The organism is Martelella sp. HB161492 (assembly GCF_013184775.1).
In the GTDB taxonomy this organism is placed as follows: domain Bacteria; phylum Pseudomonadota; class Alphaproteobacteria; order Rhizobiales; family Rhizobiaceae; genus Martelella.
On record NZ_JAATVV010000014.1, the window covers coordinates 57,685 to 72,197 of the forward strand.

General features: G+C 61.2%; 10 protein-coding genes and 1 tRNA gene. 8 read left to right on the plus strand and 3 right to left on the minus strand.

The features are described 5' to 3' along the window. Window positions 1–53 precede the first annotated feature (53 nt). From HCK86_RS20345 to HCK86_RS20375, 7 genes are all read left to right on the plus strand, one after another. Window positions 54–1,937 carry a glycosyltransferase gene (locus HCK86_RS20345; protein WP_176086326.1) on the plus strand — a complete coding sequence of 628 codons (1,884 nt, stop codon included), beginning with the start codon at window positions 54–56 and terminating at the stop codon, window positions 1,935–1,937. Between the two features lie 239 nt (window positions 1,938–2,176). After that, window positions 2,177–2,602 (plus strand): MarR family transcriptional regulator, encoded by a 426-nt coding sequence (locus HCK86_RS20350; RefSeq protein WP_176086327.1) that lies wholly within the window; start codon window positions 2,177–2,179, stop codon window positions 2,600–2,602. Beyond that, on the plus strand, window positions 2,589–4,277 hold the full coding sequence (locus HCK86_RS20355) for an MFS transporter (RefSeq protein WP_246739697.1): 1,689 nt from the start codon (window positions 2,589–2,591) through the stop codon (window positions 4,275–4,277). The genes HCK86_RS20350 and HCK86_RS20355 overlap by 14 nt, the downstream gene beginning before the upstream one ends. A 23-nt stretch (window positions 4,278–4,300) precedes the next feature. Continuing rightward, window positions 4,301–5,371, plus strand: a complete 1,071-nt coding sequence (locus HCK86_RS20360; RefSeq protein WP_176086329.1) for an HlyD family secretion protein — start codon at window positions 4,301–4,303, stop codon at window positions 5,369–5,371. Between the two features lie 304 nt (window positions 5,372–5,675). Beyond that, window positions 5,676–6,782 (plus strand): efflux RND transporter periplasmic adaptor subunit, encoded by a 1,107-nt coding sequence (locus tag HCK86_RS20365; protein ID WP_176086330.1) that lies wholly within the window; start codon window positions 5,676–5,678, stop codon window positions 6,780–6,782. Beyond that, window positions 6,779–7,855, plus strand: coding sequence for an efflux RND transporter periplasmic adaptor subunit (locus HCK86_RS20370; protein WP_176086331.1), 1,077 nt, complete (start codon window positions 6,779–6,781; stop codon window positions 7,853–7,855). Before HCK86_RS20365 ends, HCK86_RS20370 begins: the two co-directional genes overlap by 4 nt. Beyond that, window positions 7,848–10,901 carry an efflux RND transporter permease subunit gene (locus tag HCK86_RS20375; RefSeq protein ID WP_176086332.1) on the plus strand — a complete coding sequence of 1,018 codons (3,054 nt, stop codon included), beginning with the start codon at window positions 7,848–7,850 and terminating at the stop codon, window positions 10,899–10,901. Before HCK86_RS20370 ends, HCK86_RS20375 begins: the two co-directional genes overlap by 8 nt. 157 nt (window positions 10,902–11,058) lie before the next feature. Here the strand turns inward: HCK86_RS20375 and HCK86_RS20380 are convergent. The 3 genes from HCK86_RS20380 to HCK86_RS20390 all read right to left on the minus strand — a co-directional run bounded on the left by HCK86_RS20380 (window position 11,059) and on the right by HCK86_RS20390 (window position 13,028). Then, window positions 11,059–11,132: transfer RNA gene (locus HCK86_RS20380), tRNA-Gly, on the minus strand. Between the two features lie 58 nt (window positions 11,133–11,190). Next, window positions 11,191–12,573: an FAD-containing oxidoreductase gene (locus tag HCK86_RS20385; RefSeq protein ID WP_176086333.1), complete on the minus strand. Its 1,383-nt coding sequence runs from the start codon at window positions 12,571–12,573 to the stop codon at window positions 11,191–11,193. Then, entirely contained in the window at window positions 12,570–13,028 is a 459-nt protein-coding gene (locus tag HCK86_RS20390) for a DUF4126 family protein (RefSeq protein WP_176086334.1), read from the minus strand. The genes HCK86_RS20385 and HCK86_RS20390 overlap by 4 nt, the downstream gene beginning before the upstream one ends. A gap of 414 nt (window positions 13,029–13,442) precedes the next feature. Between HCK86_RS20390 and HCK86_RS20395 the strand changes: the two genes are divergently transcribed. Then, window positions 13,443–14,510 (plus strand): DUF475 domain-containing protein, encoded by a 1,068-nt coding sequence (locus HCK86_RS20395; protein ID WP_176086335.1) that lies wholly within the window; start codon window positions 13,443–13,445, stop codon window positions 14,508–14,510. The last annotated feature ends 3 nt before the right edge of the window (window positions 14,511–14,513 follow it).

The following is a 14,513-nucleotide window of genomic DNA, read 5'->3' on the forward strand; positions in this document are numbered from 1 at the left end:
TTTCCGCATGGGTTAGGCTCATTCGGGGAGGCCTTTCCCTTCCGGGGGCTTAAATGACAGCGTCATTTTCGAAAGACGCGATCGGATCCTATGTTCCGATCGCCGAAACCTATACTACAACACGTAATTTAATACTAACAGAAAGGGCGCTACTGAAGGCGCTAGACTATCCGCAACCGGCCATCGATGCCGCCAGCCGCAAGGCAATTGCCAACCAGACTTCGGTCGAGACCGAGTTGCTGGCGGGCGAAGATGTGACAGCCGACGATTACTACAGCCGGTTCGCGACCTATCTGGGCCTGCCTTTCGCCACCTCCTTTTCGCCGTTCCGTCTGATCGACAGGCCGAACCTCGATACGCAGATCGTGAAGCCGACCGCCATCCGGCTGGAAGGGCGAAGCGGCGAAAGCCGGATCGCCATCATCCCGTCAGCCACCAGGGCTGAGGCCTTGCAGCGCACGCTTCAGCACTTTCCGGATCTGCGTGAACGAATAGTCGTCACAACCCCTGCAGCACTGTGCAACGCCGTATGGCAGGCGGGCGAGAAACGCCGCACCTATCGGGCAATCAACAGGCTTATTACCTGGAATCCGCAGTTTTCGGCGCGCGTGGTGTTCTGGGGCAAGCAGGGTTTTCTGATCGGCAGCCTGCTTGCAGCGCTATGCGCCCTGCTGGCAGCTTTTCCGGCAACGACTCTGATTGCGCTGCACGTCGTGTTTTCGGCCTTCTATTTTTGCTCGCTGATCTTCCGTGCCGCAGCAATGACCATTGATGCGCCGCCTCTGGAAGCCGCACCGCCGCCGCGGGACGGCAACCTGCCCGTCTATACGGTGATGGTCGCGCTTTACCGTGAGGCGGGCATGATCGACCAGCTGACAGGCGCGCTTCTGGCGCTCGACTGGCCACGGACCAAGCTGGACATCAAGCTCGTCTGCGAAGCGGATGACCACGAGACCATCGCCGCCATCAAGGCGGGTCAGCTCCCTGCCTGTTTTGAACTCGTCTGCGTGCCGCCATCGCTGCCGCGGACAAAACCAAAGGCGCTAAGCTATGCGCTTTCCGGCGCCCGTGGCGAATTCCTGACGCTTTATGACGCCGAAGACCGGCCGCATCCGCAGCAATTGCGTGCCGCCTATCAGACCTTTTCGCACGCATCGAAACGGCTGGCCTGCCTTCAGGCTCCGCTCGACATAACCAATGGCGCCCACTCCTGGCTTTGCGGGCTGTTTGCGCGTGAATATGCGGCCCTGTTCCGCGGCATTCTTCCGCTTCTGGCCCGCAGCGCACTGCCGCTGCCGCTTGGCGGCACATCCAACCATTTCCGCACCGATGCCCTGCGCGCCGCGCGGGCCTGGGACCCCTTCAATGTGACGGAGGATGCCGATCTTGGCCTGCGCCTGCATCGGCTCGGCTATCGCTGCGGCGTCATCGGCCCCGCAACGCTGGAGGATGCTCCCACCAGCCTTCGCAGCTGGACCGGCCAGCGCACTCGCTGGTTCAAGGGCTGGCTGCAGACATTTCTCGTCGCGACCCGGGATCCGGTTGCACTATGGCGGGAACTTGGTGCCAACGCCTTCATGATCTTCATGCTCAACAGCGGCGGCATGCTCGTCTCGGCCTTGCTGCACCCCATCGTCTTTCTTGCTCTGGCGGTCAATCTGGCGCTTATCGCCTCAGGCGGATTTACGACAAACCTTCTGCATATCACGCTCACGGCCGTCGACCTTGCCAATATCGTACTCAGCTATGTCGTTTTCCTGCGTCTGGGCCAGAAGAACCTTACCCCTGAACAGGCCAGAACCCTGAAAGGCGGGCTGCTTCAGGTACCACTCTACTGGCTGTTCCTTTCCTTTGCCGCCTGGCAGGCCGCGATCGAGCTCGTCCACCGCCCATTTCACTGGAAGAAAACCGAACACCGACCGGTGACGCCGGACTGAACATCGGGAAAGACAAATTTATAAGTTATATCAACCTGCTAGCATCTTTCAGATGGCAGAAAGCGGCCCGCTACGGTCCTCAAAACGGGGCTGAGAACGGTTCGCCGCGTCAGCAATTGCCGTCGGTAAGGCTTGATTTTCCTCAAATTAAAATTATATAGCCTACTATCTATTAGCTCATTAACAGATAGTCAGCTATTAATATGCCAAGCGAAATTAACAGACAGGCCATCACATTCATGGAGACGATGACCGTCGCCAGCCGGAAGATGCGCACCTATTACAATGCTCAGGTCTCCCGTTACGGACTGACCTTTGCCCGTGCCCGGGTGATCCTGCTGCTGTCGAAAAACGAGGTCATGAACCAGAGCGCACTCGCCTGCGAGCTGGAACTCGAAAAGCCGACGGTCGTACGCATGCTGGACCGGATGGAAGCCATCGGGCTGATCAGCCGGTCGCCGGACCCCAATGACCGCCGCGCCAATCTGATTTCGCTTTCCGAACACGGCAAGGCCATGGCGGTCAAGCTTGACCAGGTGCGCGTCGAATTCTTTGACGCCCTGTTTGGCCCGGCCGATACACAGAAGCTTGCCGGCGGCATTTCAGTTTTCGAAACGATCATTGCCCGGATCGAGAAGCTGGAGGCGCATGATGGCGACATCTGAGCCTGACACAACGTCTCGGCCGCAGCCCGCGGAAAACGAGCAGCAGGCCCAGCCGGCGCCGCCGCCACGGCCGCTTTATCCAGGCGCGCCGCCGCCGCAGCCGCCAAAGCCGCTGCCGCTGCTATTGCTCTACATGTTTGCCGCCACCGTGGTTGGCGTCACCCAGGGCGTCGGCATGTCCTTCATCTCGGTCACGATCCAGCAGATCGCCGGCCCGCTGAAGGCAACGACGGCCGAAGCCAGCTGGCTGACGGCCGCCTATCTGGCGCCCAATGCGGTATTGACCCTGATGCTGTTCAAGATGCGTCAGCAATTCGGCATCCGCCGTTTTGCCGAGGTTTCGATCGTCATCTATGTTCTGGTCAATCTCTGCCACCTCTGGGTCGACAGCTTCCAGTCGGCAATGATCGTCCGCTTTTTTGCCGGCATTGCCGCTGCGCCGATGTCCTCGATTTCGATCCTCTACATGCTTGAGGGCCTGCCACCGCAGAAGAAGATTTCAGTGGGCATCACCGGCGGCATGACCGTCATGCTGCTGGCGACGCCGCTGGCCGGACTGACGGCGCCGTATCTCTTCAACCATGGCGGCTTCAAGGCGCTCTATATCTGTGAGCTCGGCCTGGCCATGCTGTCGCTGATGCTGATTTTCAAATTGCCGCTGGTCTCCGGCGAGCGCGTCAAGGTCATCAACCGCAAGGACCTGATCTCGTTCACCTTACTGGCCCTCGGCATGGGTGCGATCACCGTTGTGCTCAGCGTCGGACGGATCTACTGGTGGACGGAAGTACGCTGGACCGGCCTGCTCCTGATCCTTGGCGTCATTTCCCTCACGCTCATGGCGCTGATCGAACTCAACCGGCGCGACGAGCCGCTGATCGATATCCGCTGGCTGACCTCGGCGGAAATCATCCACTTTACCGGCGCGCTGATGATCTTCCGCATCATCCTGTCGGAACAGTCAACCGGCGTACGCTCCTTCTTCATCATGCTGGGACTGTCCAACGATCAGCTGGTCGGCCTTTACGCCGTCATTCTGGGCGCAACCATAGCCGCAGGCATCGCCTGCGCACTGGTGATCAAGCCCGGGCGGGTGGCGGCCATGCACGGCTTCGCGCTTGTCCTTCTCATGATCGGCTGCTGGCTCGACAGCCAGTCGACCAGCCTGACGCGTCCGAGCGACATGTTCTTGAGTCAGATCCTGATCGCCTTCGCATCCGGCCTGTTCATGCCACCTGCCATGCTGATCGGCTTTGTCGCGGCATTGCGGCGCGGTCCGAATTACATTCTGAGTTTCATCATCGTCTTCCTGACCACACAGAGGCTCGGTGGGATTCTCGGCTCTGCCATGTTCGGCTCCTTCGTCACCTGGCGCGAGAAGGTCCATTCCGCCGCCCTCGTCCAGGATCTGACCGCAGGCAATCCACTCGTCGCAGCCCGCATGAGCCAGCTTTCGGCAGCCTATGCCTCCGTCATACCGGATCCGGTGATCCGCACAGCCGAAGGAGCGGTGCTGCTGGCCAGCCAGGTCACCCAGCAAGCCTATGTGCTGGCCTATAATGACGCATTCCGTTTTGAATCTCTGCTGGCCCTGCTGGCGCTGATCATTCTCCTCATCGATGTCGCATTCGAGAAGTGGGAGCACATCCGCGCGCGGGCCGAAGGCCTTGCGGCCTGAAACTTCTCCCAAGGACGTCCATCATGACACGTGCACTACGCTCAATCGCATCCTATGCAACACTCGCCATCGGCCTTGCCGGCATTCTTGCCCTGCTGTTTGCCTGGCAGCTTCCGCCCTTCAATTTTTCCGACGCCCGCACCGACAATGCCTATGTTCAGGGGCAGGTGACGCTGATGTCACCGCAGCTCTCCGGCATTGTTGCCGCCGTGCCGGTTCAGGATTTCCAGACGGTGAAGAAGGGCGATCTTTTGGTGAAGATTGATGACCGGATCTACCGCCAGCAACTGGCCGAGGCCAAAGCCGCCCTTGATGCCGCCAACAATGCGCTGGACGCCAATGCCCAGACGCAGGAAACGGCCAAGGCGCAGATTGCCTCGGCCAATGCCGATGTCGACAGTGCGGAAGCCACACTTGCCAATGCCAATTCACAGTGGCAGCGCATCCAGACGCTGAGCGAGAAGCAGGTCGCCACACAAAGCAGCCTCGACACCGCCCGCGCGACACTTGATCAGGCCAAGGCATCGCTGGCCAAGACCAAAGCAGCCCTCGATGTCGCCAACCAGACGCTGAAATCGGCCGTCATCAACCGGGATACATTGAAGGCCAATGTGGCATCCGCAAAGGCGGCAGCCACACTTGCCGAGATCAATGTCGAAAATACCGAGATCACCGCACCGCGTGACGGCACGCTCGGCCAGATCAAGGCCCGGGTCGGCCAATATGTCTCCGCCGGCACGCAGTTGACCTCGCTGGTCCCCGATACCGTCTGGGTTGTCGCCAACTACAAGGAAACCCAGTTGCCTGGCATGAAGGTCGGCCAGAAGGTCACCTTCACGGTCGACGCGCTTGACGGCAAGAAATTCACCGGTCGCATTGAGCGCTTTTCGCCGGCAACCGGATCCGAATTCGCCGTCATCAAGGCCGACAATGCCACCGGCAACTTCACCAAGGTCGCCCAGCGCGTGCCGGTCCGCATCGCCATCGATCCGGATCAGGCCGACGCCGACAAATTGGTACCGGGCCTTTCCGTCGTCACGACAGTCGATATGAAGGATGGCGGCGACGGCAATAACGCGCTCGCATCGCGCTGACGCTGTCAAAAGCACCGGCAGGCAGATGAAGCCTTCTGCCTGATCCCGCGTGGCGCGGCCTATGTCGCGCTCGGCTTCCCGACCGGATGGGCCCCGGCCGGGACAGGGTGCCCCGCCAAAGAAGATCGGTCCGGCCTTGCGGATCTGAAATGCACTGGCTTGTGGCTCGCCCGGATACAATCTGAAACAAGTTTGCAATGATCGCGCAAACTGACCCAAGTAGAAGCGTTGAACCTATCTTCGTGGGCTGCGGGCCGCTGGTTCGCAGCAAAAGTTCTCGCTCCTGACGGTCATCGCGACACCCATGGTTCATTTCCGAATTCCGATACTGGCGGCCGCCCGGAGTGGCGCGCTTCTTGTGATCTCCGCACTTACGCTCAGCGCCTGTGACCGATCCGGCGAAAAAGAGGCCGCGACGATCTATGTCTCTGCCCCGACCATCGAGATCAAGACGATCGCCGCATCATCGACCTATACCGGCGCGATCCAGCCGGAAGAAGAAACGGCGCTTTCCTTCCGGGTTTCCGGACAGATCAAGGCCATCCATGTCGATGTCGGTGATCCCATCAAGCCCGGCGAAGTGCTGGCCGAAATCGATGATCGCCAGCAGCGCGCCGACCTCGATATCGCCGAAGCGGGACTGGAGTCCGCCAGGGCGGAGCTCGAGCAGTCAAAGGCCGCCGCCGCGCGGCAGCAAAGCCTTGTCGGAAAGGGTGCAGCGCCGCAAGCCTCGCTTGAACAGGCGAAAGAGGCACTGACCTCGGCAGAAAACGACGTTCTGGCGGCCGAAAGCCAGCTATCTTCTGCCAGGAAGGATCTGGCGGACACGCGGATCGTGGCAGAAGTCGCCGGTACGGTTTTGAGCCGCGACAGCGAAATCGGCGCGGTCGTTTCGGCTGGTCAGACGGTTCTGACGGTCGCGCGGGGCGGCAGCAGGCAGGCGGTTTTCGACGTGCCGGAGACCGTGATGATGGTGCCCGATCCGAAAGCGATGCCGGTAACCGTGACCGTGCTGGACAACGGCCATCGCCAGATCAGCGGCAAGATCGCGGAGATATCCCCGGTCGTCGATCCCGACACCGGGACAGTGACGGTGAAGGTCGACCTCGATCAGCAGGCAGCAGGGTTCCTGCTCGGCGCCCCCGTCTCCGGCCGCTTCGACAGCCATCAGCAAAAGGGCATCGTCCTGCCATGGACCGCCCTGACCGCATCCGCGAACGGGCCCGCCGTCTGGATGCTCGATCCCGAGACGCACAAGGTCACCCTGCGCGACATCACGCTTGGCAGCTTTGAAGATCAGACATTTCAGGTCCTTGCGGGGCTTGAGGCAGGCGAACAGGTCGTGACCAGAGGCGGCAAGCTGTTGCGGCCGGGCGTCACCGTGGCACAGGCTGAGGAGAATGGACAATGAGAGACCATATCCTTCTGCCTCTTATCGCCCTGATGATGCTTGCCGGCTGTGACAGGGCTGAGCCGGCAGCGGAACCTGTGCGCCCCGTGCTTTCGGTCATCGCGACGCCATCGGCAGGCCGGTCGCAGACCTTCGCCGGCGTTGTTGCGGCCCACACCGAGACGGACCTCGCCTTCCGCGTTCTCGGCCAGATCACCGACCGGGATGTCGACATCGGCGACAAGGTGCAGGCCGGAGACATTCTCGCCCGGATCGATCCGACATCCTACGAACTCTCCGTGACAAGTGCTGAGGCCAATGTCGCCAGCGCCCACGCAGCGCTCGACAAGGCTTCGAGCAATCTCGCGCGTCAGAACAAGCTCTATTCGGCCAACGCCACGAGCAAATCGACGCTGGAGGAGGCCAATCAGGCCTTTGAAGGCGCCAGGGCGTCGGTGAAGCAGGCCGAAGCCAATCTCGCCAAGGCCAGGGAGCAACTCTCCTATACAAGGCTTGTCGCCGCCTTCGATGGCGTTGTCACGGATGTCTCAGCAGAAGTCGGCCAGACCGTCTCGGCCGGGGAGCCGGTGCTGACGCTCGCCAAGCTCGGCGCCAGGGATGTGGTTCTCGATGTGCCCGGAGGCGCGCTGGCGACGGTGAAAATCGGACAGCTTTTCGACACCCGCCTGCAGCTCAACGGCCAGTTCAGCGCCATTGGCAAGGTGCGCGAAATTTCGCCTGACGCCGACCCTGTCACCCGCACATGGCGGGTCAAGCTCGCGCTTCAGGATCCGCCCGAGGCCTATCGGCTGGGCTCGACCGTAACGGCCATTTCAATGAACGGCAGAGATCGCCAGCTATTGCTTCCGGCAACAGCCATTCTTTCCGACAACGGCGGCACGCGCGTCTGGGTCGTCGACCCCGACACCGCCACCGTGCACACCGTGGCAGTGAAGACAGAAGACACGGTGGGAAGCGACACCGTCGCCATCCTGTCCGGCATCGAACCCGGAACGCGGGTCGTGACGGCAGGCATCCACAGCCTCGACGAAGGCCAGCCCGTGAAGATCGCCGGGGGCGCAGATCATGAATAACAAGTTCAACCTCTCCACCTGGGCGCTCGCACATCGCTCGCTCGTCTGGTACCTGATGGCGGTCTTCATGGCTGCTGGCCTGCTCTCCTACGTCAATCTCGGGCGCGAAGAGGACCCCTCCTTCACCATCCGGACGATGACGATACAGGTCGGCTGGCCGGGCGCTTCCGCCGAGGAAATGACCCGGCAGGTGACAGACCGTATCGAGAAGAAGCTTCAGGAACTCGATGAGCTTGACAAGACCCGGAGCATGACAACGGCCGGTCAGGCGATCGTCTACGTCGATTTGCAGAACAATGTCGATGAAGCCGATGTGCAGGGGATCTGGCAGCAGGTCCGCAACATGATCGACGATATCAAGCAGGATTTCCCGCAAGGGGTGAACGGTCCCTTCTTCAATGACCGTTTCGGCGATGTCTACGGCAATATCTACGCCTTCACCGCCGATGGCCTCAGCGAGCGGCAGCTGCGCGACTATGTCGACGAGGCCCGCAACGCCATTCTGACACTCGACAATGTCGGCGACGTCGATGTCATTGGCGCGCAGGACGACGTTATCTATATCGAATTCTCGACGCGCAAGCTGGCGGCGCTTGGTCTCAATCCCCAGTCGGTGCTGAACGCACTGAAGGAGCAGAACGCCGTCACGGCATCCGGCGTCATCGAAACCGACGAGGAGCGGATCGCGCTTCGCGTCGGCGGCGCGTTTTCCTCGGTGGAAAGCCTGCGCGCCGTCAATCTGCGCGTCAACGACCGCTTCTTCCCGCTGGGCGATGTCGCCGAGATCAAACGCGGCTATGTCGACCCGCCGCAGGCGCTGTTTCGCGTCAACGGAGAGCCCGCGATCGGGCTTGCGATCGGCATGCGCTCAGGCGCCAATCTCCTGAAATTCGGCAAGGCACTCGATCGGGAAATCGATGCGGTCGTCGCAAAGCTGCCCGCCGGCGTCAAGGTCTCCCATGTTGCAGATCAGCCCGAGGTCGTGGACGAAGCGGTTTCCGGCTTCACCCGGGCGCTGTTCGAGGCGGTCGCCATCGTTCTTGTCATCAGCTTCATCAGCCTCGGTATTCGCGCCGGATTGGTGGTGGCGATCGCCATTCCTCTGGTGCTCGCCATCACCTTCGCGGTCATGTATTACAGCGGCATATCACTGCAGCGCATTTCGCTCGGCGGATTGATCATCGCGCTCGGCCTTCTGGTCGACGATGCAATGATCGCGGTGGAGATGATGGTGCACCGGCTTGAAAAGGGCGACAGCCTCGACAAGGCGGCGACCCATGTCTACACCTCGACCGCGTTCCCGATGCTGACCGGCACGCTGGTGACCGTTGCCGGTTTCATGCCGGTCGGCCTCAACAGTTCCAATGCCGGTGAATTCATCTTCACGCTGTTCGTGGTGATCGCCGTTTCGCTGATCGTCTCGTGGATCGTTGCGGTGGTCTTCACGCCGCTGATCGGCGTGACGGTGATGCCGAAGACGCTGAAGCAGACCGGCGAACATCGCGGTCTTGTCATGCGGACCTTCCGGCGGCTTCTGATGACCTGCCTGCGCTTCCGGTGGGTGACCATCGCGGTGACACTCGTGGCTTTCGCGGCTTCGATCTATGGCTACGGCTTCGTCCAGCACCAGTTCTTTCCCGATTCCGATCGTGTGGAACTGATCGTCGACTGGAACCTGCCGCAAAATTCGTCGATCCGGGAAACCGATCGTCAGATTGACCGGTTCGAGCAGGAAGCGCTGAAGGGCAATCCCCTCATCGACCACTGGAGCAGCTATGTCGGTGAAGGCGCGCCACGCTTCATCCTGTCCTTCGACGTGCAGCCGCCGGGTCGCTATTTCGGCCAGACCGTGATCGTGCCCCGCAACCTCAAGGACCGCGATGAGCTCAAGGGGCAATTGCAGGACTATCTCGACAGGACATTCCCCGGCACGGACGCATTCGTGAAGCTTCTGGCCATCGGCCCACCCGTCGGCAAACCCGTCGCATATCGCGTCAGCGGACCGGATATCCAGAAAACCCGCGAATATGCCCAGAAGCTTGCGGTGGCGATCGGCAACAACCCCAATCTCGGGCGCCTGACCATGGACTGGTACGAGCCATCGCGGATGATCAAGGTCGATGTGCTGCAGGATCAGGCACGCAAGCTCGGTGTCAGTTCCGAGGATATCGCCACGGCGCTGAACGGCATGACGGACGGCACCACGGCCACGCAACTGCGCGACGATATCTACCTCGTCGACGTGATCGCCCGGGCCAATGACGGAGAACGCGGTTCCATCGACACGCTCGAAAACCTCGAACTGACCTCGACAAACGGACAGTCCGTGCCGCTCGGCGCCGTCGCGAAGTTCCGCTACGAACTCGAACAGCCGGTGATATGGCGGCGGGATCGCATTCCGACAATCACGGTCGATGCGGCGATCACCTCTTCTCTGCAGGCCGCGACCGTTGTCAAACAGCTCGAGCCGTCCATCGAAAAGCTGAAGAGAGCGCTTCCGGCGGGCTACAGAATCGAGCTGGGCGGAACCGAGGAAAAGAGCGCCGAGGCGAATGCCCCGATCATCGCTGTCGTGCCCCTGATGCTGTTCGTGATGGCAACGGTGCTGATGATCCAGCTGCAGAGCATTTCGCGATTGCTGCTGGTGTTCTCGGTGGCACCGTTGGCGCTGATCGGTGTGGTCATGGCGCTGTTCATCACCGGCGCACCAATGGGCTTCGTCGCGATCCTCGGCGTATTGGCGCTGATCGGCATCCTGGTTCGCAATTCCGTGATCCTGATCGTGCAGATCGAAAACCTGCGCAAGGCCGGAATGCAGGCCTTTGAGGCGGTGATCGAGGCCACCGAAAACCGGATGCGGCCGATCATGCTGACGGCGGCGGCGGCAACGCTTGCCCTCATCCCGATCGCGCGGGAGATCTTCTGGGGGCCGATGGCGGTGGCAATGATGGGTGGCATCATCGTCGGAACGCTGCTGACGCTGCTGTTCCTGCCGGCGCTTTACGTGACGTGGTTCCGTATCCGCCCCGAAAAGGACAAGGCATGAGCCGCCATGAGGGGCGGCCGGCTGGCTCTCACCCGGTCGGCGGCACGGAAAGAGAGGCGCGCGGTGGCAGGCCTGAACGAGCACCGCAACACGACCAAGAATCCGGCCGGCAACATTGTATGCGGGACGCGGCTTAAGGTTAAGTCATTGAGATTATTGGAGCGGGTAGCGGGAATCGAACCCGCGCGTTCAGCTTGGGAAGCTGACAGGCTACCATTACATCATACCCGCAGGCAGTATCAGCTCAATAGCACCGCCGCCCCCTGCCCGGCAAGCGCAAAAAACTGCCTCAGCGCGAGGCCGGGCTCTGCAACCCACCCGCAAGGGTTGGCAGCAATTCGGCAACCGTCGGATGAACAGGAACAGCCCACTGAAGATCGGCGATCTGGGCGCCCATGCTGATCATGTTGAGCAGCGCATGAATGGCCTCATCGCCGCCGGGCCCGAAAATGGCACCGCCGAGCAGCCGGCCGGTTTCAGCATCGGCCACGAGCTTCATCAGCCCCTGCGTCTCACCCCGCTCGCGCGCACGGGCGACATTCGCCATCGGCCGGCTCGACACGCTGATATTGAACCCACGCTTGCGCGCCTCGGTTTCGCTGAGCCCGGCCCGGCCCAGCGGCGGATCGATATAGAGCGCATAGCCCGCGACCCGGTCCTCCACCTGTCGGTTCCCGCCGTTCAAGAGATTGGCGGCCACGATCTCGTGGTCATTATAGGCCGTGTGCGTGAAAGCGCCGCGACCATTGCAGTCGCCCAACGCATAGACACCTTTCACGCTGGTTTCGAGAAAGGAATCGACGGTGATATAGCCGCGTTGATCGACGGCAATCCCCGCCCGCTCAAGCCCGAGATCATCCGTGTTCGGCCGCCGCCCGAGCGCCACAAGGACATCGGATCCGGATATGACCGTCTCGTCGGCAGCATGCCGCACGGTTGCGCGCAGGCCATCGCCATGCGGTGCGAGACCGATACAATCTGCCCCGGTCAGGACGGTGACGCCCTCGGCTTCGAGAATCTGCCGCGCCGTTTCGCCGATCTCCGGATCTTCACGGCCGATCAGCCGCTCGCCGCGCTCAATCACCGTGACCCTGGCGCCGAAGCGGGCAAACATCTGCGCAAATTCCAGCCCGATATAACTGCCGCCGAGCACGATGAGATGCTCCGGCACCCGCTCGAGGCGAACCATATCGGCATTGGTAAGGTATTTGATCCTGTTGATGCCCTTGATCGGCGGAATGGCGGGCCTGCCACCGACATTGATGAAGATCTTCTCCGCCGTGATCTCGCTCTCATCGACGATCAGCGTCCGCTGCCCGGAAAACCGGGCATGGCCATGCAGCAGCGTGAGGTTTTCCATGCCGCCGAGCCAGGTTTCAAGTCCTAGCCGCGAGGCCGAAACCACGGAGCGCGCACGCTTCATCACCCTTTTCATGTCGATTGAGACATCGCTACCAATATCGACACCGAAATCACCCGCCCGGCGCGCCATATGGGCCATGCGTGCACTCGCCACCAGCGTCTTGGTGGGCGTACAGCCCGTATTGACGCAGGTACCGCCCAGACGGTGCCGTTCGACAAGCGCAACCTTCTGCCCCGCTTCCGTCAGCCGTCCTGCAAGCGCAGGCCCCGCCTGCCCCGCGCCGATGATAATCGCATCATAGCTCTTCATGCAGCCACCATGATCAAAAGCGCCCCCAATAGCGCGATGGCATCTTCGATCAGCGCTGCCGGCCTGTCTTGACCAAATTTACGGGCAAGCGCACCGCGCGCCCTGGCGCCACCGAGCGTGCCAATCACCGCACCAGCGATACCGGCCACGGCACCGGCGCCAACCCCTTCGGCGACGAAGCCAAGTGCGGCACCGGCAATGGCGCCCATAACGATCCGCGCGCCAAATTGTGGCGGTACGGTACGGCTCGGCGTTGTCGGCAGCTGGTCGGTCACAAGCTCGACCAGTGCAAAAAGCGTCAGCAGCCCGACCGCCCAGACAGATCCGAGAAAGGACAGAAACGTGTTCGAAAGGTCAATCCAGCCGAGATAGGCCGCCCAGGCAATGGCGGCAGGCGCGGTCATGGCCCTCAGGCCCGCGATCACGCCGATCAGCAATGCAAGAAGTAGCGACATAGAGGCAACTCCCGTCAGACATACGCAAGGTTGCATTGACGTGACGTTAGCATAAGCGGACGTAAACGCACCACAAATCTGATATTTGTCAGCCGGGCGCATACATGTAACTGATTTCGCGGCACTAATCGGACCGCACTCTTGACGTGGCGCTTCGAGCGATTACATTATCGCTCATCTTGGACCTTTCAGCATGAAGGCCAGAAACCCGGTGCCGGGCCCCTCTGGCGAGAGTTCGACGGCGCTCTCGTGATGTCGGTACCGTCCGCAGATGAGCCGGCGGACATTGATCACAATGTATCAGAACAGGAATGCCGAGGCGCGGCTCATCGGGCCATCGGTGATGTGTGCCCACTTCAGCTGCGCGCTGGCGACGATTGATCTGCGCCCTTCGAGCGGATCGGGAGTGCGGCCATGACACCATCTTCAAGACCGCTTCACAGCTATTTTCACGGCGCTTTCATCGTCACCGCCATCGGCCTTGGCGGCGCAGCGCTTTATGGCTATCTCAGCTTTGACGGGTTGGGCGGCGCCCTCGCCTTCCTGTTCATCACCGCTGTGCTCGCCGTGCTGGAAATCTCGCTTTCCTTCGACAATGCCATTGTCAACGCCAACAAGCTCAAGGATATGTCGAAGGCTTGGCAGCGCCGGTTTCTGACCTGGGGCATTCTGATCGCAGTCTTCGGCATGCGGCTGATCTTCCCTCTGGCCATCGTCGCCGCTGCAGCGCATATCGGCCCGCTCTCGGCTCTTGAGCTCGCCGTCTATGATCCGCGTGCCTATGCCGCGATCATGCATGAGGCGCATATGCCGATCGCTGCTTTTGGCGGGACCTTCCTGCTGATGGTCGGCCTCTCCTATTTCTTCGATGGCGACAAGGATATTCACTGGCTGCCGGCGGTTGAGCGCCCGATGTGCCGCTTCTCCTCCATCAAGGGGATCGAAATCGGCCTCGCTCTGGTGCTGGTGCTGCTGTTTTCAAGCCTCGTCCCTGATGCCCGTGCCGCCGATTTCCTCTATCCCGCCCTTTATGGTCTTTTGACCTTCCTCGGCGTCGAGGTCCTGAGCGGCTTTCTCGACGCCAGCCAGAAACAGGTTGCCCGCGCCGCCGCCCAAGGCGGGCTTGGTGCCTTCATCTATCTGGAAATCCTCGATGCCAGCTTCTCATTCGATGGCGTCGTTGGTGCCTTTGCGCTGACCAAGAACCTGTTTATCATCGCCGCCGGTCTCGGCATCGGCGCCATGTATGTGCGCTCGCTGACCGTCATGCTGGTGGAACGCGGCACGCTCAGCGAGTTCCGCTTTCTCGAACATGGCGCCTTTTATGCGATCCTGATCCTGGCCGTGATCATGTTCTCCCAGACGCTGTTCCACATCCCCGAGGCCGTGACCGGCCTGGTTGGTGCCTCGCTGATCGCACTTTCACTGTGGTCATCCATCCGGTGGCGCCGTGCCAACGGCCAGATTGCCGGAAGCAGCTGAGGC